22 protein-coding genes are annotated in these 22,634 nt (G+C 63.0%); 7 read left to right on the forward strand and 15 right to left on the reverse strand.

What is annotated here, in order from left to right; genetic code table 11:
* Positions 1-2 precede the first annotated feature (2 nt).
* The 12 genes from purD to F1002_RS15230 form a co-directional block, all read right to left on the reverse strand.
* Positions 3-1,280 carry a phosphoribosylamine--glycine ligase gene (gene purD, locus F1002_RS15175; protein WP_150429888.1) on the reverse strand — a complete coding sequence of 426 codons (1,278 nt, stop codon included), beginning with the start codon at positions 1,278-1,280 and terminating at the stop codon, positions 3-5.
* A 27-nt stretch (positions 1,281-1,307) separates the two neighbouring features.
* Complete coding sequence (purH, locus tag F1002_RS15180; protein ID WP_150429889.1) at positions 1,308-2,900, reverse strand: bifunctional phosphoribosylaminoimidazolecarboxamide formyltransferase/IMP cyclohydrolase; 1,593 nt, start codon at positions 2,898-2,900, stop codon at positions 1,308-1,310.
* Between the two features lie 6 nt (positions 2,901-2,906).
* On the reverse strand, positions 2,907-3,140 hold the full coding sequence (locus F1002_RS15185) for a Fis family transcriptional regulator (RefSeq protein ID WP_150429890.1): 234 nt from the start codon (positions 3,138-3,140) through the stop codon (positions 2,907-2,909).
* Positions 3,137-4,165: a tRNA dihydrouridine synthase DusB gene (dusB, locus tag F1002_RS15190; protein WP_150429891.1), complete on the reverse strand. Its 1,029-nt coding sequence runs from the start codon at positions 4,163-4,165 to the stop codon at positions 3,137-3,139. The genes F1002_RS15185 and dusB overlap by 4 nt, the downstream gene beginning before the upstream one ends.
* Positions 4,166-4,286: 121 nt before the next feature.
* Positions 4,287-4,847, reverse strand: coding sequence for a hypoxanthine-guanine phosphoribosyltransferase (locus tag F1002_RS15195; RefSeq protein WP_150429892.1), 561 nt, complete (start codon positions 4,845-4,847; stop codon positions 4,287-4,289).
* 1 nt (position 4,848) lies between these two features.
* Positions 4,849-5,403: an adenine phosphoribosyltransferase gene (locus F1002_RS15200; protein ID WP_150429893.1), complete on the reverse strand. Its 555-nt coding sequence runs from the start codon at positions 5,401-5,403 to the stop codon at positions 4,849-4,851.
* Positions 5,404-5,410: 7 nt separating this feature from the next.
* Complete coding sequence (locus tag F1002_RS15205) at positions 5,411-6,700, reverse strand: NCS2 family permease (protein WP_150429894.1); 1,290 nt, start codon at positions 6,698-6,700, stop codon at positions 5,411-5,413.
* A gap of 61 nt (positions 6,701-6,761) precedes the next feature.
* The gene (locus F1002_RS15210; RefSeq protein WP_150429895.1) at positions 6,762-7,637 is read right to left on the reverse strand and encodes a 1,4-dihydroxy-2-naphthoate polyprenyltransferase; all 876 of its coding nucleotides are present in this window, start codon (positions 7,635-7,637) and stop codon (positions 6,762-6,764) included.
* Positions 7,638-7,702: 65 nt separating this feature from the next.
* Entirely contained in the window at positions 7,703-8,848 is a 1,146-nt protein-coding gene (locus tag F1002_RS15215; protein WP_191090427.1) for an FAD-dependent monooxygenase, read from the reverse strand.
* Positions 8,841-10,160, reverse strand: coding sequence for an aminopeptidase P N-terminal domain-containing protein (locus F1002_RS15220; RefSeq protein WP_150429897.1), 1,320 nt, complete (start codon positions 10,158-10,160; stop codon positions 8,841-8,843). Before F1002_RS15220 ends, F1002_RS15215 begins: the two co-directional genes overlap by 8 nt.
* Positions 10,157-10,828: an N-acetylmuramate alpha-1-phosphate uridylyltransferase MurU gene (gene murU / locus F1002_RS15225; protein WP_150429898.1), complete on the reverse strand. Its 672-nt coding sequence runs from the start codon at positions 10,826-10,828 to the stop codon at positions 10,157-10,159. The genes F1002_RS15220 and murU overlap by 4 nt, the downstream gene beginning before the upstream one ends.
* Positions 10,829-11,845, reverse strand: a complete 1,017-nt coding sequence (locus tag F1002_RS15230; RefSeq protein WP_150429899.1) for an aminoglycoside phosphotransferase family protein — start codon at positions 11,843-11,845, stop codon at positions 10,829-10,831.
* Positions 11,846-11,933: 88 nt separating this feature from the next.
* Between F1002_RS15230 and F1002_RS15235 the strand changes: the two genes are divergently transcribed.
* The 5 genes from F1002_RS15235 (at position 11,934) to F1002_RS15255 (ending at position 18,232) form a co-directional block, all read left to right on the forward strand.
* Positions 11,934-14,480, forward strand: a complete 2,547-nt coding sequence (locus F1002_RS15235; RefSeq protein WP_150429900.1) for an LPS-assembly protein LptD — start codon at positions 11,934-11,936, stop codon at positions 14,478-14,480.
* An 8-nt stretch (positions 14,481-14,488) separates the two neighbouring features.
* Positions 14,489-15,796: a peptidylprolyl isomerase gene (locus tag F1002_RS15240; protein WP_223879627.1), complete on the forward strand. Its 1,308-nt coding sequence runs from the start codon at positions 14,489-14,491 to the stop codon at positions 15,794-15,796.
* A complete protein-coding gene (gene pdxA, locus F1002_RS15245; RefSeq protein WP_150429902.1) occupies positions 15,796-16,788 on the forward strand; it encodes a 4-hydroxythreonine-4-phosphate dehydrogenase PdxA in 993 nt (330 codons plus the stop codon). Before F1002_RS15240 ends, pdxA begins: the two co-directional genes overlap by 1 nt.
* Before the next feature lie 70 nt (positions 16,789-16,858).
* Positions 16,859-17,626, forward strand: coding sequence for a 16S rRNA (adenine(1518)-N(6)/adenine(1519)-N(6))-dimethyltransferase RsmA (gene rsmA, locus F1002_RS15250; protein WP_150429903.1), 768 nt, complete (start codon positions 16,859-16,861; stop codon positions 17,624-17,626).
* Positions 17,627-17,755: 129 nt separating this feature from the next.
* Positions 17,756-18,232: a hypothetical protein gene (locus F1002_RS15255; protein ID WP_150429904.1), complete on the forward strand. Its 477-nt coding sequence runs from the start codon at positions 17,756-17,758 to the stop codon at positions 18,230-18,232.
* 122 nt (positions 18,233-18,354) lie between these two features.
* Here F1002_RS15255 and F1002_RS15260 read toward each other — a convergent pair whose 3' ends face one another.
* The 3 genes from F1002_RS15260 to xth form a co-directional block, all read right to left on the reverse strand.
* Positions 18,355-18,543, reverse strand: coding sequence for a DUF2892 domain-containing protein (locus F1002_RS15260; RefSeq protein WP_150429905.1), 189 nt, complete (start codon positions 18,541-18,543; stop codon positions 18,355-18,357).
* 74 nt (positions 18,544-18,617) lie between these two features.
* Entirely contained in the window at positions 18,618-19,292 is a 675-nt protein-coding gene (locus F1002_RS15265) for a Crp/Fnr family transcriptional regulator (RefSeq protein WP_370452165.1), read from the reverse strand.
* Entirely contained in the window at positions 19,292-20,056 is a 765-nt protein-coding gene (gene xth, locus F1002_RS15270) for an exodeoxyribonuclease III (RefSeq protein ID WP_150429907.1), read from the reverse strand. The genes F1002_RS15265 and xth overlap by 1 nt, the downstream gene beginning before the upstream one ends.
* A 424-nt stretch (positions 20,057-20,480) precedes the next feature.
* Here xth and F1002_RS15275 point away from each other — a divergent pair, with 424 nt between their 5' ends.
* Positions 20,481-21,593: a hypothetical protein gene (locus F1002_RS15275; RefSeq protein WP_223879628.1), complete on the forward strand. Its 1,113-nt coding sequence runs from the start codon at positions 20,481-20,483 to the stop codon at positions 21,591-21,593.
* On the forward strand, positions 21,593-22,489 hold the full coding sequence (locus tag F1002_RS15280; protein WP_150429908.1) for a nucleotidyl transferase AbiEii/AbiGii toxin family protein: 897 nt from the start codon (positions 21,593-21,595) through the stop codon (positions 22,487-22,489). Before F1002_RS15275 ends, F1002_RS15280 begins: the two co-directional genes overlap by 1 nt.
* Positions 22,490-22,634 lie beyond the last annotated feature (145 nt).

Genomic DNA, 22,634 nt, shown 5'->3' on the forward strand with positions numbered 1-22,634 from the left:
GCTCAGCGCCCGATTGCCCGGTAGCCGATGTCCTTGCGGTACTGCATGCCATCCCAGGCGATCTGGGCGGCGGCTTCATAGGCTGCCTTCTGGGCCAGCTTGACGTTTTCGCCGAGCGCCGTGACGCAGAGCACGCGACCACCGGCGGTGACTACCTGGCCATCCTTGTCGGCGGTGCCGGCGTGGAAGACGTGGCAGTCGTCGCCGAAGCTGTTGGCCTTGGGCAGGCCGCCGATCACGTCACCCTTCTTCGGGGTGTCCGGATAGTTGGCGGCGGCGAGTACGACGCCCAGTGCGATGCGGCGGTCCCATTCGGCTTCGACTTGATCGAGCGTGCCGTCGATGCCGTGTTCGATGAGGTCGACGAAGTCGGACTTCAGGCGCATCAGGATCGGTTGGGTTTCCGGGTCGCCCATGCGGCAGTTGAATTCCAGCGTCTTGACCGAGCCATCCTTGCCGATCATCAGGCCGGCATAGAGGAAGCCGGTGAAGGGAATGCCGTCGGCGGCCATGCCGCGCACGGTCGGCAGGATGATTTCGCGCATTGCCTTGGCGTGCACTTCAGGCGTGACGCACGGGGCCGGCGAGTAGGCACCCATGCCGCCGGTGTTCGGGCCCTGATCGCCGTCGAAGATGCGTTTGTGGTCCTGGCTGGAGGCCAGGGCCAGCACGTTCTTGCCGTCCACCATGACGATGAAGCTGGCTTCCTCGCCGTCGAGGAAGTCCTCGATGACGACGCGCGCGCCGGCATCGCCCAGCTTGTTGCCGGACAGCATGTCGTCGATGGCGGCGTGTGCTTCCTCAAGACTCATGGCGACGACGACGCCCTTGCCGGCAGCCAGGCCGTCGGCCTTGATGACGATGGGGGCACCCTGCCGGTCGATGTAGGCGTGGGCGGCGGCGGCATCCGAGAAAGTCTCGAAGCCGGCCGTCGGGACGTTGTGACGGGCCATGAAGCGCTTGGCGAAATCCTTGGAGGATTCGAGCTGGGCGGCTTCCTTGGTGGGGCCGAAGATCTTCAGGCCGCGAGCGCGGAAGACATTGACCACGCCGGCAGCCAGCGGGGCCTCGGGGCCGACCAGCGTCAGGTGGATCTTGTTCTGCTCGGCGAAATCAGCCAGGGCTTCCGGATCGGTGATGTTGATATTTTCCAGCTCGTGTTCGCGTGCCGTGCCGGCGTTGCCGGGGGCGACGTAAACCTTCTGCAGGCCGGAAGTCTGCGCCAGGCGCCAGGCCATGGCGTGCTCGCGGCCGCCGGAACCGATTACCAGTAGTTTCATGACTGATCTCTTGGAGTGTCGTTGTTGTTAGTGACGGAAATGACGGGCGCCCGTGAAGACCATCGCGATGCCGTGTTCGTCGGCCGCCGCGATGACTTCCTCGTCGCGCATCGAGCCGCCCGGCTGGATGACGGCGACAGCGCCGGCTTCGGCCAGCACGTCGAGGCCGTCGCGGAACGGGAAGAATGCATCCGAGGCGACGACCGAACCCTTCAGCGGCAGGCCGGCGTTCTGGGCCTTGATGCTGGCGATCTTGGTCGAATCGACACGGCTCATCTGACCGGCACCGACGCCGAGGGTCATGCCGCTGCCACAGAAGACGATGGCGTTGGACTTGACGAACTTGGCGACACGCTCGGCGAAGAGCAGGTCTTCGATCTGCTGAGCGGTCGGCTGCACCTTGGTGACGACCTTGAGTCCGGAAGCCTGGGCGGTGAAGTCGTCAGCCGTCTGCACCAGCAGGCCGCCGCCGACGCGCTTCAGTTCCAGCTTGTTGAGGTCGCGGCCGAGCGGCACGACCAGCACGCGCAGGTTGGTCTTGGCGGCCAGGGCGGCCTTGGCTTCGGTGGTGAAGGACGGGGCGATCAGCACTTCGACGAAGTGCTTGCGCTCGTTCATAGCGTTGACGACTTCAATGCCGACTTCGCCGTTGAAGGCGATGATGCCGCCGAAAGCGGAGGTCGAATCGGTCTTGAAGGCCTTTTCGTAGGCGCCGAGCAGGGTACCGTCGATGGCCACGCCGCACGGGTTGGCGTGCTTGATGATGACGCAGGCCGGCGCATCGAAGGCCTTGACGCATTCCCAGGCAGCGTCCGAGTCGGCAATGTTGTTGTAGGACAGTTCCTTGCCTTGCAACTGGGTGTAGGCGGCGATGCTGCCCGGCAGCGCGACGGTGTCACGGTAGAAGGCGGCTTGCTGGTGAGAGTTCTCGCCGTAGCGCAGGATTTCGGTGCGGTCGAACGCCAGTTGCAGCTTGGCCGGGAAGATCGACGGGGTCGGCGCGGCTTCGGCCGGCTTGGCTTCGGCGCCTTCTTCCAGGCCGGTCAGCCAGTTGGCGATCATGCTGTCATAGCGGGCGGTGTGGGTGAACGCCTTCTTGGCCAAGTTGAAACGGGTGGCCAGCGCGACTGCACCGCCGCTGGCCTTCATTTCGGCGAGCAGCGGCGCGTAGTCTTCCGGATCGGTAACGATGGCGACGCCGTTGTAGTTCTTGGCCGAGGAACGGACCATGGCCGGACCGCCGATATCGATGTTCTCGATGGCATCTTCCAGCGTGACGCCGGCCTTGGCGATGGTCGCGGCGAACGGGTAGAGGTTCACGCAGACCAGGTCGATGGTCGGAATGCCGTGAGCCTCGATGGTGGCCATGTGCTCGGCCAGATCGCGACGGGCCAGGATGCCGCCGTGCACCTTCGGGTGCAGGGTCTTGACGCGGCCGTCGAGCATTTCCGGGAAGCCGGTGTAATCGCCGATTTCGGTGACGGCGAGGCCGGCATCGCGCAACATCTTGGCGGTACCGCCGGTGGACAGCAGCTTGACGCCCTGAGCGGCGAGGCCTTGGGCGAATTCGAGTACACCCGTCTTGTCGGAGACGGAAATCAGCGCTTGCTTGATGGTCATGGTGATTTACAGAAGTTGATGTTCAGTGAGTTTCTTGCGTAGCGTATTGCGGTTGATGCCGAGCATATCCGCGGCGATGGTCTGGTTGCTGCCGGCTTTGGCGAGCACGACTTCCAGCATCGGTTTTTCCACGCTTTTCAGGACCATGTCATAAATAGCGGCCGGTTTTTCACCGTCCAGGTCCCGAAAATATTGTTCCAGTGCGGTCACGACGCACTTCCCCAGATCATGTTGGCTCATGCTGCCAACGCCTCCTCTTGTGTTTTGTTTTCTTCATACTGCAGGTGTTCGTGTTCTTCCGCGTAGCGCAGGAAAAACTCGTCCACCGCTTGGCGCTGCAACTCTACGGTTGGCAGCGTATTCATCACCTTGCGGAACGCCGCCGAGCCAATCAGGCCCTTGGTGTACCAGGAGATGTGCTTTCTCGCGACCTTGACCCCCGTGTCCAGGCCGTAGAAATCGTAAAGGTCGACGAGATGCGCCATCAGGATGGCGTGGATTTCGGCAACCGGGGCCGGCGCCATTTTTTCGCCGGTCTTCAAATAATGTTCGATCTCGCGGAACAGCCAGGGGCGGCCCTGGGCGGCACGGCCGATCATCACGCCGTCGGCGCCGGTCACGTCGAGGACGTGCCTGGCCTTTTCGGGCGTCGTGATGTCGCCGTTGGCGATGACCGGAATCTTCACCAGCGTCTTCACATAGGCGATGGTGTCGTACTCGGCTTCGCCGGTGTATTGCTGGCAGCGCGTGCGGCCATGGATGGCGACGGCGCGGATACCGGCGCTCTCGGCGATGCGCGCGATGTTCGGCGCGTTCTTGTTGGCGATATTCCAGCCGGTACGGAATTTCAGCGTCACCGGGGTGTTCGGCACGGCGCCGACGACGGCGTCGAGAATCTCGCCGACCAGTTGTTCGTGCTGCATCAGCGCCGAGCCGGCCATGACGTTGCAAACCTTCTTGGCCGGGCAGCCCATGTTGATGTCGATGATCTGGGCGCCGTTGTCGACGTTGTGCTTCGCGGCTTCAGCCATCATTTTGGGATCGGCACCGGCAATCTGCACCGAAATCGGCTCGACTTCGCCGGTGTGGTTGGCCCGGCGCAGTGTCTTGGCGCTGCCGTAGAGCAGCGAATTCGAGGTGACCATTTCCGAAACGGCCAGCCCGGCGCCCATCTTCTTGCACAACTGGCGGAACGGACGATCCGTGACGCCGGCCATCGGTGCGACGAAGAGATTGTTGCGCAAGGTAAAGCCGGCAAATTCCATGGGCGAGCGGGTGCGTTGAAACGGATTTGGGGAAGCGGCGGATTGTAGCGCAATCGCCGCCTAAAAAATAGTCAGGGCTGTATCGATTTGCGTCCTGCCGCCCCGGCTTGACGATTGATTTTTAATGACCTTTGAGCGCGTAGATGCCTGGCGCATTGCGCCAGTAACCCTTGTAATCCATGCCGCAGCCGAACAGGAAACGATCGGAAATATCGAGGCCCGTGAAGTCGGCGCGCATGCCGGGCTCGGCCTTGCGCTGGTGGTCCTTGTGCACCAGTACGGCGGTCAATACGCGGGCTGCGCCTTCGTCGCCCAGATACTGGCAGATCGCTTTCAGGGTGTGGCCTTCGTCGAGAATGTCGTCGATGACCAGGACGGTGCGCCCCTTCAGCTCCTGCGCCGGTCGTACCCGCCAGTCGAGCAGGCTGTTGCCCTGCAATTGCATGCCGTAGCGGCTGGCATGCAAGTAGCCGACCTCGAGAGGGAAATTCAGGCGGGCAAGCAGCCGGCCAGTGACGACCAGGCCACCGTTCATGACGGAATAGACCAGCGGTGCGCTGTCGGCGAGTTCGGCGGTGATGGCGGCGGCCATGCGGTCGAGCGCGGCGTCGACCTGTTGCGGCGTGGCCAGGCAGTCGGCCTCGGCCATCACACGCTTGATTTCGTTCATGTCGACGGTCATCTCAGTGTCCTTCAAATTCGCAAACGGTAAAAATGGGCAGCCCGGCGGCCTTGAGCAGCTTCGAACCCCCGAGCTCGGGAAGATCGACGATGGCGGCAGCCTCGGCGATGGTGCCGCCGAGGCGCTGGATTAGGCGGGCGCCGGCCATCATCGTGCCGCCGGTGGCGATCAGGTCGTCGATGAGCAGTACGCGGTCACCGGGCTTGATGGCGTCGGTGTGGATTTCGACGATGGCATTGCCGTATTCGAGTTCGTATTCCTCGCTGACCGTCGAGAACGGCAGCTTGCCCTTCTTGCGGACTGGCACAAAACCCTTGTTAAGCTGGTGGGCGACGACGGCACCGAGGATGAAGCCGCGCGCATCGATGCCGGCGACGACATCGATCCGGTCTTCCATGTAGCGCAGCACGAAGGCGTCGACCAGCACGCGGAAAGCGCGCGGATCCTGCAGCAGCGGCGTGATGTCGCGGAACTGCACGCCCGGCTCGGGCCAGTCCGGAACGGTGCGGATGCGGGCTTTCAGGTAGCCGGTGTCGGGCAGGGGAGCTTGGTTCATGGCGACCTCACAGCAGGGCGAATTTGGCGACGAAGGCGGCGGCTATGACGGCCACCGTCGGCGAGACATCGCGGGCGCGGCCGGACAGCACCTTGATCGCGACGTAGGAAATGAAGCCGAAGGAAATACCGTGGGCGATCGAGAAAGTGAATGGGATGGTGATCGCCGTGACGACGGCGGGTGTCGCCTCGGTCAGGTCGTCCCAGTGGATTTCGGCGAGGCCGCGCGACATCAGGATGGCGACGTAGCACAAGGCCGGGGCCGTGGCGTAGGCCGGTACGGTGCCGGCGAGCGGTGCGAAGACGATGCAGCACAGGAAGAGCAGGGCGACGACGACGGCGGTCAGGCCGGTACGCCCGCCGGCGGCGGTGCCGGCCGCCGATTCGATGTAGGCGGTGGTCGAGGAGGTGCCGAGCACGGCGCCCGCACTGATCGCGACGGAATCGGCGAGCAGGGCCTTCTTGAGGCGCGGCAGCTTGCCGTCCTTGTCGAGCAGGCCGGCACGGTGGCAGACGCCGACCAGGGTGCCGGAGGCATCGAAGAGTTCGACCATGAAGAAGGTGAGGACGACGGCGAGCAGGCCGGCATTGAGCGCCCCGGCCAGGTCGAGTTGCATGAAGGTCGGCGCCAGCGAAGGCGGGGCGGCGACGATGCCCTTGAATTCGGTGAGGCCGAGGCCGATCGAGGCACCGGTCACGGCGAGGATGGCGATGATGATGGCGCCCGGTACCTTGCGGTACTCCAGTGCGGCAATCAGCACGAAACCGGCGGCGGCGAGCAGCGGGCCGGGGCTGTGCAGGTTGCCCAGGGTCAGCAGGGTGGCTGGATGGGCGGTGATCAGGCCCGCATTCTTGAGGCCGATGATGGCCAGGAAGAGGCCGATGCCGGCGGAAATCGAATACTTGAGCGAGGTCGGAATGGCGTTGACGATCCATTCGCGCACCTTGAACAGGCTGAGCAGGATGAACAGGATGCCCGAGATGAGGACGGCGCCGAGGGCGGCCTGCCAGGTGTAGCCCATGCCCTGGACGACGGTGAAGGCGAAGTAGGCGTTGAGGCCCATGGCGGGCGCGAGGGCGACCGGGTAGTTGGCGTAGAGGCCCATGATCGCCGTGCCGATGGCGGCGGCCAGGCAAGTGGCGACGAACACGGCATCGCGGGGCATGCCGGCGGCCGAAAGGATATCCGGATTGACGAAGACGATGTAGGCCATCGTCAGGAAGGTGGTCAGGCCGGCGAGGACTTCGGTACGGACCGTGGTGCCGTGGGCCTGCAGCTGGAAAAACCGTTCGAGCATGCGCAGCTCCCGGGAAAAGCGACGCACTCTATATCAGGTCGAGGCGCGGCGCGATTGTGGTTTACACCAACGCGAAAGCGAGGGCGAGCAGGCAGGCAAAAACCAGTTGCAGGCCGGCCGTGGCGGCGAGAATCGGGTTGAACACCGGGCCGGGCGGCTCGCGATGGAAGCGCGCGATCAGCCGCAGCGCGAGAGGGAGCGACAGCAGCGGCAGGGCTGCCGGCCAGCCTAGACCGCCGAGTGCCGGCAGCAAGGCGTAGGGAGCGAGCATCTCCAGTGTATAAACATGCCGGGTGGCCGGGCGGCCGAGACGAACGGCCAGCGTATTCTTGCCATGGGCCTTGTCGCCGTCGTGGTCGCGGTAATTGTTGACGGTGATGACTGCGGCGGCATGGATGCCGACCAGTGTCGCGGCAAGCAGGGCCGTGGGCGTGAGGCTCAGCGTCTGCAGGTAATAGCTGCCGCCGACGGCGACCAGGCCGAAGAAAACAAAAACAAAAAGCTCGCCGAGCGGCCCGTAGGCGATCGGCTTCGGTCCGCCGGTGTAGGCCCAGCCGGCGGCCAGCGAGGCCAGCCCGATGGCGACGATGGGCCAGCCGCCGTGCCGGACGAGATAGATGCCGCACAGGAAGGCCAGCGCGAAGCTGAACCATGCGCCGGCCTTGACCATGCCCGGGGTTAGCCAGCCTTCGGCCGTGGCGCGCCTGGGGCCAAGGCGGCCCGGCGTGTCGGTGCCGCGCAGAAAATCGCCGACATCGTTGAACAGGTTGGTGCCGATCTGGATGAAGGCGGCGCCGAGTGCGGCGGCCAGCAGCGGCAGCCAGAGCAGTGTGTGCGTGTCATGCCAGGCGATGGCCGTGCCGACAAGCACCGGCGACAGGGAGACCGACAGCGTTTTGGGGCGACAGGCGAGGAGCCAGGCGGTGGTTTTGTTCATGGATTTTGGGGCGGGGTGGGCAGCGCGACTTTAATCGGGCGCCGCGCCCTTGCCCTTGGCGCAGATCAAGGCCAGGCGCGAGCGCCCCAGATCATCCGCTTGGCAACGAAATGGCGGGCCGGTGGGCAGAGGTCCAGCGCCAGCAAGCCGAAGCCGCGCGCCAGCTTGAGCGGGGCGATGTCGTTGGAGAATGCCTTGACGATCTTGTCGGTGAAGAAGGCGCCACCTTGGCGGTCGAGGCGGCGGCTGGCAGCGTAATCGGTCAGTGTTGCCGGTGTCGGTCCGCTCCTGAGCAACAGTTCGGCCAGTTGCCAGGCGTCGCGCAGGCCGAGGTTGAAGCCCTGGCCGGAAACCGGGTGCAGGGTTTGCGCCGTGTTGCCGATCCATACCTCGCAGCCCTTCACCAGCGTGTCGCGCAGGCGCAGGGCGAGCGGGAAGCGGCTGCGCCTGCCCGGCCTGGAGAAGGTCATGCGACGGCCGAACTGGGCTTGCAGCGCGGCAACGAAGGCATTGTCGTCGAGCGTCATCACGGCATCGGCCTTGGCCGGCGGCAGCGTGAAGACGATGGAAAACTCATCGCCGAGCGGCAACAAGGCGAGCGGGCCATCCGGCGTGAAGCGCTCCCAAGCGCGTTTGCCGTGCCCCGGCATCGGGGTGACTTCGCAGATCACGGCATGCTGGCCATAGTCGCTGACCGAGACGGCCGGGTCGTCGCCCGGCGTGCCTTCGGCATGAACCAGCAGCTTGCAGCGGAGGATGCGCAGCTGGCCGCCATGGCGCAGCGACACGGTGGCGCCGTCGGCATCGGGTTCGATATTCAGGATTTCCGCTTCGGCCAGGAGGCCGCCAGCGGGCAGGTTGCCGGCGAGCGCCGTGGCGAGGTCGCGGTAGCGGACGACGTAGCCGAGTGCCGGCAAGTGATAGTCGGCGTGGTCGATCAGGGTGCGGCCGAAACCGTCCTTTTGCGAGATATGGATGGTTTCGATCGGTGTCGCCGCGCGCGACGGCCAGCTCCGGATTTGTTCCAGCAGTTCGCGGGCGCCGTGGGAAAGGGCCAGGGCACGCGGATCGGCTTGCAGCGCTGCGGGCGGCCGGCGGTCGAGCAACAGCGATGTCTGGCCGCCGGCGGCGAGCGCCAGATGCAGCGTCATGCCGACCGGCCCGGCGCCGATGATCAGGATGTCGACGTTCTCGACGACGGATTCAGTCACGGCGCATGACCTCCTCGATCTCGGCGACGGTTTTGGGGGCCGAGGTGTAGATGTCGCAGCCACGAGGGTCGCCAAACTCGGTGACGCGCACGTCATCCTCGATGCGGATGCCGATGCCGGCCAGCGCCGGCGGAATGTCGTCGGCCGGTCGAATGTAGAGGCCGGGTTCGACGGTAACCGTCATGCCCGGCTGCAGCACCGTCCATTGGTCCCCTGTCTTGTATTCGCCGGCATCGTGCACGTCCAGCCCGAGCCAGTGGCCGGTGCGGTGCATGTAGAAACGGCGGAAATCGCCCTTTTCGATCAGGTTGTCGAGATCGCCCTTGAGCAGCTTGAGGTCGATCAGGCCTTGCGTCAGCACGCGCACGGCGGCGTCATGGGCTTCCATGAAGTGGCGGCCGGGGGCGGTGGCGGCGAAGGCGGCGTCCTGCGCGGCGAGGACGATCTGGTACACGTCCTTCTGTGCGGCGTTGAAACGACCATTGACCGGGAAGGTTCGGGTGATGTCGGCGGCGTAGCCCTCGACCTCGCAGCCGGCATCGATCAGGACCAGGGTGTGGTCATTGAGCAGCTTGTTGTTCTCGACGTAATGCAGCACGCAGGCATTGGCGCCGCCGGCGACGATGGGCGTGTAGGCATGGGCATCGGCGCCGCGCTTGCGGAATTCGTAGGTCAGCTCGGCTTCGAGTTCGTATTCGGCCATGCCGGGGCGGCAGGCGCGCATGGCGCGGGCATGGCCGGCGCTGGCGATATCGGCGGCGCGCTGCTGGATGGCGGCTTCGGCGCCGTCCTTGACCAGGCGCATGGTGTCGAGCTCGGCGCGCAGGTCGTGGATGGCGCGCGGCGCCCGCTTGCCGGCACGACTCTGGGCGCGCACGGCATTGAGCGCCTTGGCGATGCGGGCGTCCCACTCGGCATCATGGCCGATGGCGTGCCACAGCGCATCGCGGTCGACCAGCAGTTCCGGGAGCTTTTTGTCGAGTTGTTCGATGGAGTAGGCAGCGTCGAAGCCGAAAGCCGCCTTGGCGGCCTTGGGGCCGTAGCGGTAGCCGTCCCAGATTTCTCGTTCCTCGTGCTTCTCGCGGCAGAACAGGATGGACTTCGCTTTGGTGCGACCGTTGCCGCCGATCAGCACGACGACGGCCTCCGGCTCCGGAAAGCCGGTCAGATACCAGAAGTAGCTGTCGAAACGGTAGGGATGATGCGCGTCGCGGTTGCGGATGACCTCGGGCGCGGTAGGCACGATGGCCACGCCATCGCCGATGGCTTTCAACAGGCGTTTGCGACGGGCGAGAAAGTGGGCGTGGGTCATGCGTTCCTCAATTCGGCATCCAGTTCCGCAAGGCGTTGCGGTGTACCCACGTCGACCCAGCGGCCGGTGTGGCGTTCCCCGGTCAGTGTGTCGGCGGCGATGGCGGCGTCGAGCAGCGGGCGCAGTTTCATGATCGTGCCGGGCTGGACGTCGGCGAAAAAGGATGGCGAAAAGATACCTATCCCGGCGTAGGTAAGCGTTTGCTCGCCATTGGCGTAGATAACACGCTGGCCGTCCAGGCTGAAATCGCCGCCGGCGTGATGAGCCGGGTTGGCGACCATGACGAGGTGGGCGTGTGCCGAGGTGAATTGCCGGGCTTTATTGAAATCCCAGTCGCAATAGATATCACCGTTGACCACGAGGAAAGGGGCGTCGCCGAGCAGCGGCAGGGCGGTGGCGATGCCGCCGGCGGTTTCCAGCGCGCCCGGTGGTTCCGGCGAGTAGCGGAGGGTAAGTCCCCACTTCGACCCGTCGCCCAGCGCCTGCTCGATTTGCTGGCCGAGGTGGGCGTGGTTGATGACGATGTCGCGGAAGCCGGCAGCGGCCAGCCGTTCCAGGTGCCAGACGATCAGCGGCTTGCCGCCGGCGACCAGCAGCGGCTTGGGCGTGTGGTCGGTAAGCGGCCGCATGCGTTCGCCGCGGCCGGCGGCGAGGATCATGGCTTTCATTTACTTGTAGCGGTAGCCGATCTGCTCGGTATTGCCTTCCAACCGGTCGAGCAGGTTCTGCAGGGGCTTGAGCTGCAGGTAGCGGCTGGCCGTCTTGCGGGCGTAGTTGATGAAGCGCGGCAGGTCCTCACTGTATTTGTCCTTGCCGTCGCGGTACTTGAGGCGGCAGAAGATGCCGAGCACCTTGAGGTGACGCTGCAGGCCCATCAGTTCGTACTCGCGCCAGAAGGCGCCGAAGTCCTCGCGCACCGGCAGGCCGGCGGCGCGGGCCTTTTCCCAATAGCGGACGACCCAGTCGATTTCCTGTTCCTCGTCCCAGGAGATGAAGGCATCGCGGAACAGCGAGACCACGTCGTAGGTGATCGGACCCATGACGGCGTCCTGGAAGTCGATGATGCCCGGGGTCAGGCGCTCGGCGCTTTCGACGACCATCAGGTTGCGCGGCATGAAGTCGCGGTGCACGAACACCTTGGGCTGACCGAGCGCCGAGTTGATCAGGAACTTGAAGGTGCGATCGAGCATGATGCGGTCCTCGTCGGCCAGTTCGATGCCGAGGTGGCGGCCGATGAACCATTCCGGGAAGAGCTCGAGTTCGCGGCGCAGCAGCGTGCCGTCGTAGGGGGGGAGGGTGGCAGCGGTCGTGGATAGTTGCCACTTGATCAGCACGTCGAGGACCGGGCGGATCAGCAGGTCGGCCATGCTCAGATCGGCGTTCAGGGCATCGAGATAGCCGATGCGGCCAAGGTCGGTGAGGACCAGGAAGCCCTTGTCGAGATCCTTGTCGAGGATGCGCGGTGCGGCCAGGTCGGCTTTGGCGAGCAGGCCGGCGACGTGAATGAAGGGCTTGCAGTCTTCCTTTTCCGGCGGTGCATCCATCAGGATGCGCGTGCTGCCGTCCGGCCAGGTCAGGCGGAAATAGCGGCGGAAGCTGGCATCGGCCGAGGCCGGGGTGATCTGGACGGATTGGTTGGGGAAGCGCTCGGCTACCCAGTCTGTAACAAGTTGATCGCGCGACATCGGTCGGGGGTGGGTTCGTTGTAAAATGACGCGATTTTAACACTCGGGTTCCGGTCGTTCCGGTCCTCGCCTTTCTTCGATCGCCTGAATGCCCGGTTTTTCCCGTCGCCCGCTCGCCGTTCTTGTCTGCTGCCTGTTTTCCGGCACGCAGGCCGGCTATGCGGCCATCGAGACGGAGCGTGCCTCGATACAGGCGACAGGTTCAACCCCGGAAGAGATCCAGCAGCCGTTGATGCTGGCGGCCAATGACGTTCCGCTGAATCTGCGCAAGGAACGCAAGTTCGATATCCTCAAGAAAAAGAAGGCACCGGCCGAGAAGGTGCAGGAACCGAAGGCGCCGGTGGCGGAAGCGCCAGCGGTGCTGAAGCAGGACGATAGCTATCCGCTGTTCATCATCGCCGATCAGATCGAGGGGCAGTCCGACGAGGTCACCGAGGCCGAGGGTGACGTCGAACTGCGCAAAGTGGGCAGCTTGCTCTACGCGGATCGCCTCACCTACCGGCCGCTTGAGGACGAGGTCGATGCTACCGGGTCTGTCCGTCTGCTGCAGGATGGCTCGGAGATCAGCGGCCCGCATTTGCGCATGCGGCTGTCCGACCGGATCGGCTCGGCCGAGCAGGTCACCTACCGCATCTTGCGCGACGTGCCGAGTCGCTACTATGCCCAGCAGCAGACGGTGGTCACAGTAGCGAGCAGCAATGCCAATACTTCCGGCGCGCCGATGATGCTCAACGTCGCCAACAGCTACGGGCTGCCGACGCAACTGCTGCCGCCGCGACAGTCCGAAGCCAACGGCTACGCCGAACGGATCGATTTCGAGGGCGAGAACCAGATGTCGCTCTTCACCAATACCTATTCGACGTGCAAGCCGGGAAGTGCCGACTGGTATCTGAAGACTGCCGAAACACATCTCGATTACGACGAAGGCAAGGGAACGGCCAAGGATGCCACGCTGTGGTTCCACGGGGCGCCCATTCTCTATACGCCGCTGGCCAGTTTTCCGCTGAACAACCAGCGGCGCACGGGTATTCTGCATCCGCATTTCTCGACGTCCACCCGTAGTGGCCTCGATCTGACGGTTCCATATTACCTCAATCTGGCACCGAACTACGACCTGACGCTGATACCGCGCTACCTGTCGAAGCGCGGCGTGCAGCTCGGGGCCGATGCGCGCTATGTGGATTACTTCTACGAAGGCCAGGCACGTTTCGAATACATGCCGAACGACGACATGCTGAATCGCAGTCGCTACGCCTATCGCTTCGATCACCGGCATAACCTCGGCGGCGGCCTGTCGGCAGCCGTCAACTGGAACGGCGTCTCCGACGACTTCTATTGGCAGGATCTGACGTCGCGCCTCTTGCAGACATCGCAGACGCAGTTGCCGCGTCAGGTGTCGCTCGGCTATGCACCTGCGCCGTGGCTGCAGACCAACTTGCAGGTTCTGCGCTATCAGACCCTGCAGATCGATCCGACCAACCCGATTGCCCGCCCCTACTTCCTCGAACCGCAGCTTAACCTGCTGGCTTACAAGCCGAACGTGTTCAAGACGGATTTTGCCGCGATCGGCCAGTATTCGCGCTTCACCCACGTCGATGCAGCAAAGATTCAGGGCGACCGGATGGTGTTCTATCCGCAGGTCTCGCTGCCCATCGTGCACCCGGCCTTCCAGATCACACCCAAGCTCGGTCTGCATCTGACCAAGTATTCGCTGGACGAACAGGCGACTGGGCTGCCCAATACCTTCAGCCGTGCGCTGCCGACCTTCTCGCTCGATTCGACGGTGGTTTTCGAGCGCGAGGGCGACTGGTTCGGCAAGAGCTACATCCAGACCCTGGAGCCGAGGCTCTACTACGTCAATATTCCGTACAAGGACCAGAGCCGGATTCCGCTGTTCGATTCCGGCCTGTCGGACTTCAACTTTGCCCAGATATTTTCCGAGAACCGTTACAGCGGTTACGACCGCATCAACGACGCCAATCAGTTGACCGCTGGTCTGACCACCCGCCTGCTCGACGGCGAAACCGGTGTCGAGCGTTTCAAGGCGATGGTCGGGCAACGTTATTACTTCAAGCCGCAGCGCGTCTCGCTTCCCACCGAAACGACGCGCCAGAACGATTTTTCCAACGTCGTCGCGGCGTTCAACGGTCTGGTCGCGCCCAAGACCTATGCTGATCTGGCGACCGAGTATAACTATCGCGAAAACGTCATCGAGCGCTTCTCGGCCGGCGCGCGTTTCCAACCGGAATACGGCAAGGTGCTGTCGGCCAGTTATCGCTACACCCGCGATGCGCTGACCGGCAACTCCACGGTCGACCAGATCGATGTCGCCGGACAATGGCCCGTTTCGGCCAAGTGGTATGCCGTCGGTCGCTACAACTATTCGCTGCGCGACAGCCGGGCGCTCGAAGCCATCGCCGGCATCGAGTACAACGCCAGCTGCTGGTCGGTTCGTCTGGTGGCACAGCGCCTTGGGGCCATTTCGGGCAGGCCCAACGACACACTCTTCCTGCAACTCGAACTCAACGATTTCGGCAGTATCGGCTCCAATCCGATCGGCATGCTCCGGCGCAGCATCCCGGGTTATGGCAAGATCAACGAACTGCCCACCAATAGCAGTCTGCTTACCCCCTAGTGAATTCCATGACCAAATTCGTTCGTACTTTCATTTTACTGATGGCTTGTCTGGGTGGCCTGTTGTCCCAAGTGCCGTTCGCGGTCGCGCAGGAGCCAGTCGAGGCCGACCGCATCGTCGCTGTGGTCGGCTCCGATGTGATTACCTACGTCGAGTTACGCAATCGTCTTGCGGCAGCGCTCAAGCAACTGGAAAAACAGGGAACCCCCCTGCCGCCGCGGGATATTCTGGAGCGCCAGATGCTCGAGCGCCTGATCATGGATCGGGCGCAACTGCAGTACGCCAAGGATTCCGGCATGCGGGTCGACGATATCCAGCTCGACCAGGCCATCGGCCGCATCGCGGCAGGAAACCGGATGTCCGTTCCGGAATTCCGCGCAGCGCTGGAAAAGGACGGCGTCCAGTACGCCAGCTTCCGGGAAGATATCCGTAACGAAATGATCTCGGTTCGCCTGCGCGAACGGGAGGTCGATAGCAAGCTGGTCATCTCCGACGGCGAAATCGACAATTACCTCGCCAATCAGGCAGCTTCCGGCAGCAATGAGGAGTACCAGCTGGCCCACATCCTGTTGCGCGCACCCGAATCGGCGAGTCCGGAACAATTGCAGAAGCTGCGCCTGCGCGGCGAGCAGGCGCTCAAGCGGGCGCGGGCAGGCGAAAACTTCGCCGAACTGACGGCCGCCTTTTCCGATGCGCCGGATGCCTTGCAGGGTGGCGACCTCGGCTGGCGCCCGCTGAGCCGGTTGCCCAGCCTGTATGCCGAAGTGGCCGGGCGTCTGCAGCAAGGCGAGGTCAGCGAACTGCTGCGCTCGTCAGCCGGCTTTCACGTCGTCAAGCTGATTGGCAAGCGGGGCGGCAGCATGCAGGCCTCGGTCCAGCAGAGCAAGGCCCGCCATATCCTGATCCGCGTGAACGAAGTGGTGTCCGAGGCCGAGGCACGGCGCAAGCTGGAAACCGTGCGCGAACGTATTGCGAACGGGGGAGATTTTGCCGAGCAGGCCCGCCTTTATTCGCAGGATGGTTCGGCTGCCAAGGGAGGAGACTTGGGCTGGCTCAATCCCGGCGATACGGTGCCGGAATTCGAACGAGCCATGGATGCCTTGAAAATCAACGAGGTGAGCCCCGTGGTTCAGTCACCGTTCGGCATGCACCTGATCCAGGTCCAGGAGCGCCGCGAGCGCGACGTTTCGGCCGAGCGTCAACGTGCCGTTGCGCGGCAGGCGCTCCGCGAACGCAAGATGGATGAAGCCTATCAGGACTGGCTGCGCCAATTGCGCGACCGGACCTACGTCGAAAATCGTCTCGACGAGAAGTGATGCTTCCGCGCATAGCCGTCACCAGTGGCGAGCCGGCCGGTATCGGCCCGGAATTGTGTCTGCAACTGGTCAATTGGTCCGGCGAGGCGCATCCTGTCGTGCTGGGTGATCGCGGGCTGCTTGAAGCGCGGGCCGCACAGCTCGGGCTGGCCGTTGCCATGCGGGATTACGCGGTCGGGAACGTGCCGCAGTCCGGTGTGCTGGATGTGCTGCATCTGCCGCTGGCGGTACCCGCCGTTGCCGGCCGACTCGATGCGGCCAACGGTCGCTATGTCCTCGATCTGCTTGACCGGGCGTTGGCCGGCTGCCTGTCCGGCGAATTCGCTGCGATGGCGACGGCCCCCGTGCACAAGGGCGTCATCAACCAGGCGGGCGTTCATTTCACCGGTCATACCGAATACCTCGCCGACAGTACCGGCACGCCGCTGGTCGTGATGATGCTGGCCGGTGGCACGGAACGGGGCCCGCTGCGCGTGGCGCTGGTCACGACCCATCTGCCGCTCAAGGATGTTTCGTCCGCCATCACGCCCCCCGTCCTGGAGGCGACGCTGCGCATCCTGCATGCCGACCTGCGCCGCAAGTACGGTCTGACCAGTCCCCGCATCCTGGTGGCCGGTCTCAATCCCCATGCCGGCGAGGGGGGGTACCTCGGCATGGAGGAAATCGAAGTCATCACGCCAGTGCTCGACAAACTGCGTACCGAAGGCATGCTGCTCAGCGGTCCGCACCCTGCAGACACGATGTTCACGCCGCCGGTTCTTGCCCAGGGCGACGCCGTGTTGGCGATGTATCACGACCAGGGACTGACGGCGCTCAAGTATGCGACTTTCGGCCACGGCATCAACGTGACGCTGGGCTTGCCGATCATCCGCACCTCGGTCGATCACGGCACTGCGCTGGAACTGGCCGGTACCGGCAAGGCCGATCGCGGCAGCCTGTTCGAGTCCGTGGCCGAAGCGGCGCGTATGGCGCGTGCCGTGGTCCGCTCCTAACCAGAATACGGATACGGCGTTTCCATTTGCAGTACGTCGATTCCCCAGCAAAAGACAGAAGGAAAGCAACATGAAAGGCCACGTCGCCCGCAAACGCTTCGGTCAGAACTTCCTGGTCGACAGCGGCATCATTTCCGCCATCGTATCGGCCATCAATCCGCAACGTGGCGACACTGTCGTCGAGATCGGCCCCGGCCTGGGGGCGATTACCGAGCCTTTGCTGGCGCGGGTCGATCACCTGCATGTCGTCGAAATCGACCGCGACCTGATTGCCCGTCTGAAAAAACAGCACAGCCCCGAGCGCATGACCATTCACGAGGGCGATGCGCTCGCCTTCGATTTCGCCCGTATCGGGTCCAGTCTGCATCTGGTTGGCAATCTCCCCTACAACATTTCGACGCCGCTGCTTTTCCATCTCGCCGACTATGCCGAGAACGTCTACGACATGCATTTCATGTTGCAGAAAGAAGTCGTTGAGCGCATGGTGGCCGAGCCGGGCGATGCCGATTTCGGTCGCCTTTCGGTGATGTTGCAGTACCGCTTCTATATGGAATGGCTGATCGACGTCCCGCCGGAATCCTTTGATCCGGCGCCCAAGGTCGATTCCGCCGTCGTGCGGCTGATTCCGAAGCCGCCGGCCGAGCTCAATGCCAAGAATCTGGACAAGCTGTCGCAGGTTGTGCTGGCCGCCTTCTCGCAGCGCCGCAAGATGCTGCGTAATACCCTGAAGGGCTTGCTGGATGATGCGGGTTTTGCTGCCCTCGGCATCGATCCGACACGACGGGCCGAGGATATTCCGGTCGAAGGTTATGTCCGGATCGCCAACTACCTGAGCTGAGCCAAGGCAGGGCCTTGCCCGGCCGGAAGCTTCCTTAAGGCGTATTTAAGATTTCTTGAGTAAATTGCTCGGGATTCGTCGACGGCCAGGAATACGCCGGGCTTGGCGATGCCATCCAAGGAGGAAGCGATGAAATTGACCCGTTCGTTTTATATTGTCGCGCTGGGCTTGTGTTTGGCCGGCGGCGCCCATGCGGCGCACGACCATCACCATGGGCACGAAGCCGCTGCAGTGCAGAAACTGCAACTCAATGCCGGCAAAAAGTGGGTGACGGATGCCTCGTTGCGCCAAGCGATGTCGGGCATCAACCAGGCGATGGCCAAGGCACTGCCGCTCATCCATCAGCAGCGATTTAGCGATGCGCAGTATCAAGCGTTGGCGGTAAGCATCAACCAGCAAATCACCTTTGCCATCGAGAATTGCAAGCTCGATGCCGGGGCCGATGCCATGCTGCACCTGATCATCGCCGATTTGCAGGATGGTGCCGAGGTGATGTCGGGCAAGACGGGCAGTGATCGTCACGGTGGCGCGGTACAGGTACTGCACGCACTGAAGAACTACGGACAGTATTTCCAGCATCCAGGCTGGCGTGTCGCCAAAGGGTGATGCCTTTGTTCCTCCCGGCTCTCTTTTGACCAACAAAATGAGGGGCAAACAAACGAAAAAGGCGGCTCGGGTTACCCCTGCCGCCTTCTGCGAAAAAGCTTGAAAAGGCTTGTTCCGCTTGCTTACTTCTTCATCGGGCAAGTGTTCATTCCGAGCAGCGAATAGGCCGGGCACCAGCCCATCAGGCCGGTGGCCAGGGGGACGATGCCGATGTAGCCCCAGACCGGCAGGAGGCCGGCCACGGTGGCGCCGATCAGGCCGGCGCCGGCCACGATACGCAGGATTTTGTCGATTCCGCCAACATTTGCCATGGTGTTTTCTCCGTCAGATGGTGTTTGGACGGTGCCACTCTATCGCTGCGACCGATGGGCGTATGTAACCGCAGTCACACAGCGGCGATTTTCTGCAGGCCGGGACGATCGATGATGCTCAGTTGTTCGCGGCCGAGTGCGACAAGTCCCTGGGCGGCGAAGCCCTTGAGCAAGCGGCTGATGATTTCGCGCACGCTGCCCAGTTCGTCGGCAAGCTGCTGGTGGGTGACGTTCAACGCGTTTTCGTTGCGAGCCAGGAGCGACTTGGCCAGCCGCTGGTCGAGACGGGCGAAGGCAACCTCCTCGACCAGTTGCATCAATTCGGCGATGCGATCGGTAAACAGGTGGAAGACGAAATCGCGGAACGCCGCCTGTTCGACCAGCAGGCGGGAAAACTCGCCGACCGGCAAGACGAGCAAGGTCAGCGGCGTTTCAGCGATGCCGCGCGCGTTGTAGTCGGTGTGGGCCAGCAGGCAACTCGAACTGATGATGCAGGAGCCGCCTGGCGATACGCGGTAGAGCATCAATTCGCGGCCGCTGGCGGCCAGCTTGATGACTTTGATGTTGCCTTCGAGCAGGAGCGGGAATCCCTGGCAAGGCTGGTGTTCGGCAAAGACCTGGCTGCCTGCTGGCAGGTGGATGACGGCCTGAGGTTGCGTCAGCGCGGCAAGGCGGTCAGCCGGCAGCCCCGAGAGGACCGGATAAAGGTTGAGCAGGCGGTCGGCTGCAGCGGTCGGTGGCATGGTCATCAATCGACGGTTGCCCAGACGGGCGCGTGATCGGAAGGGCGCTCCAGCTTGCGTGGAGCACGGTCGATACCGGCGGCCGTGCATTTCGCGGCGAGCGGCGCCGAGAGCAGGATGTGGTCGATGCGCAGGCCGAGGTTTTTCTGGAAGCCGAGCATGCGGTAGTCCCACCAGGAGAAGGTCTTCTCCGGCTGCTCGAACAGCCGGAAGCTGTCGCTCAGGCCGAGGTCGATCAGGCGCTGAAAAGCCGTGCGCTCGGGCTCTGAACACAGAATTTCGCCGGCCCAGCGCTGCGGGTCGTGCACATCGCGATCATCGGGGGCGATGTTGTAGTCGCCACACAGCGCCAGCTTCGGGTATTTGACGATTTCCTCGCCCAGCCAGACGGCCAGGGCGTCCAGCCAGCGCAGCTTGTAGTCGTACTTGTCGCTGCCGACGGCCTGACCGTTGGGCATGTAGGCGCAGACGACACGTACGCCGCCAACGGTGCCGCTGATCAGGCGTTTCTGTTCGTCCGGGAAATGGGGATTGCCGCAGACGACGTCGTGAATCGGTTCGCGGGCCAGCAGTGCCACGCCGTTGTAGGTTTTCTGGCCGGAGAAGGCGACATGGTAGCCGGCTGCCTCGATCTCGGCTTTCGGGAAATTGTGGTCTTCGAGCTTCAGTTCCTGCAGGCAAAGCGCATCGGGGGTCGCGGCGGCGAGCCAGTCGAGCAGGTGCGGCAGGCGGACTTTCAGCGAATTGACGTTCCAGGCGGCAATTTTCATCTAAATTGTAGCCAAGTGATTAATAAGAGTTTTTCCAACTTATCTCCTTTATTTTCCTAGCTGGCTACCCATCTAGCTACCCGTGTTCAGGGCAGTACGCCTCCTTGCCTCGATGGCGATGGCAATAGTTTGCCCATATTGTCCCATCAGGTCTCATCGCTTGCTAGGTGTGGAGCTTTTTGCAGGCTGAATGAGCAGTTCGAATTGGTCCCTGCGTACCTTTCCGTAGAGCTTGCATCGATAAGATATCTTCGATCCTCCGCAACATCGATGGCGACCGAGGGGGGCAGGGTCGGTCCCTGATGGCGTGGGCGTAGTTTGGCACTGACTCTTAGGTCAGCACAGAGCACAACTTCACTGTGCAGTGAATATTGGCATTCTGCCGAATGTTCGCTAAAATGGCCATGTTCACTGTTCAGGAAACATGGGAATTCTGGCGATGCTAGATCCACAGTTGTCGGAACGCCAGTTGGTCGAGCGACTCCTGGAGACACTTCAGGCCTTGCCTGACGTGAGCGCTCGTCTGTCGGCACAGGAAACGGGCGAGCAAGACAGTGCTCGTCGACACGATGCCGAACTCAGCTTCGATGTCCTGGGTAGTTCAGTAACGATCCTCGTCGAAGTCAAGAAGTCGGCCTTCCCCCGCGACGTTCGTGAGTTTCTTTGGCAACTCAAGCAGTCAGGTGCCTACCGGGAACCGGTGGGACCTCAGCGGCGAGCGGTTCCCCTCCTTGCCGCTGAATCCATTTCCACGGGAGCAAAGCAGTTGCTCCGCGACGAGCGGGTGGGGTACTTCGATACGGGGGGCAGCTTGTTCCTGCCTGCCCGCGGGGCCTACATCCTCATAGAAAAGCCGACACCCAAGACTTTGGCAAAGGCGGTTCGCTCGTTCTTCACGGGGCGACGTTCGCAAGTGCTGCATGCGATGCTGCACCGACCGCGCGAGTGGTTCGGGGTCAAGGAACTGGCCGAAGAAGCCATGGTGTCGCCCGCCACGGCGTCAGAGACGTTGAGTGCACTGGAGCGGTTCGACTGGGTGATCGCGCGCGGACAGGGGCCGGCCAAGGAACGCTGCTTGACTGAGCCGGGAGCCTTGCTGGACGCGTGGTCAAGGCAGACTGGTACCCAACGACAGCCCACAATGCGCCGCTATTTCGTGCCTGGTGTGAGCGCCGAGAAACTACTCGGTCGCGTCGCGCAAGCCTGTGATGCACACGATGCGGAATATGCCGTCACCTACGAAGCCGCTGCGCAGTGCTATGCCCCGTTTCTTTCGAGCCTCTCCCAAGTGCGATGCCGGCTTCTGGGCGGCAGTGCGGCCGATGCGGCCATCGGCGATCTGGATGCTCGGGTCGTCAATGAGGGGGCCAACCTGGTGGTGATCGAGGCGAAGTCGCACGGCGATTTCCTGTTCCGTGAGCGAGTCGGTAGCGCATGGCTTGCAAGCCCGGTTCAGGTTTATCTCGATCTGCTGCGCGGCGAAGGCCGCGCCAAGGAAATGGCTGAGCATCTGCGCAAAGAGAGGATCGGCTTCTAATGGCCAAACCTGCAACCCTTGATGGCTACAGCGACCAGTACACGCTCGACTGCGAGCGCGTACTGGTGACGCTGCTGCGTGGACTTGGTCCATGGAAAGACTCGGTGTATCTGGTCGGCGGCCTCACGCCGAGGTATCTCGTGCCCGCACGGCCGCCCGCCGTGCCGGCGCATGCGGGCACCATGGACGTAGACATTGTGATCGACCTGCAAATCCTGGCCGACACTGACGCGTACGCCACGCTTGAGGACAACCTCAAGAAGATGGGCTTCGAGCGTGCGGAGAACGAGAAGCAGCAAAAGCTCTCGTGGCGCTGGCAGACCCGCACCGAACACGGTGCGCTGATGGTGCTCGAGTTGCTCGCTGACGCGCCGGATATCGCCGGCGGCAAGGTACAGCCCTTGCCGACAGAAGGCACGATCTCAGCGCTGAACATTCCGCACTCCTCTATCGTTTTCGATCTTCACCAGGTCACCGAAATCAAAGCCGAGCTGCTGGGGGACAACGGCATCGCGACCGAGAAGGTCAAGCATGCAAATCTAGTAAGTTTCACCTGCCTGAAAGCATTCGCGTTCGACCAGCGCTTCGAACGCAAGGACGCCCACGATCTGATTTATTGCATCGAGCACGCGCCAGATGGCCTTGATCCTGTCGCCGATGCATTTCGCAAGGAACGCGACGGCAAGCATGGTGCAGTGATCCAGGCATCACTGGAGATTCTGCGCACGCGCTTCGCACAGGATGATAAGACCGAGGGTTATCGCAAAGATGGCCCCGTGTCGGTGGCCAAGTTCGAACTGGGCGAGGGCGATGAACCCGATCAGCGAGAGGCGCGAGCCCTTCGCCAGCGCCAGGTAAGCGACCTGATCGACCGGCTTCTCGCGCTTAGTGTGTAAGGAACTGGCAGGCATCGATGGGGAGGACAAAGACGTAATGCTGCTCAATCACCTGCCAATATCTTTCTCTCAGAGTTTGTGAATCTTTCGTTCGCAGAACCGATTAGACGCGCGAGCGGGGTTAACACCTTTTTGCTGGGCGCGA

This window comes from Dechloromonas sp. CZR5, from assembly GCF_008711155.1.
In the GTDB taxonomy this organism is placed as follows: Bacteria; Pseudomonadota; Gammaproteobacteria; order Burkholderiales; family Rhodocyclaceae; genus Azonexus.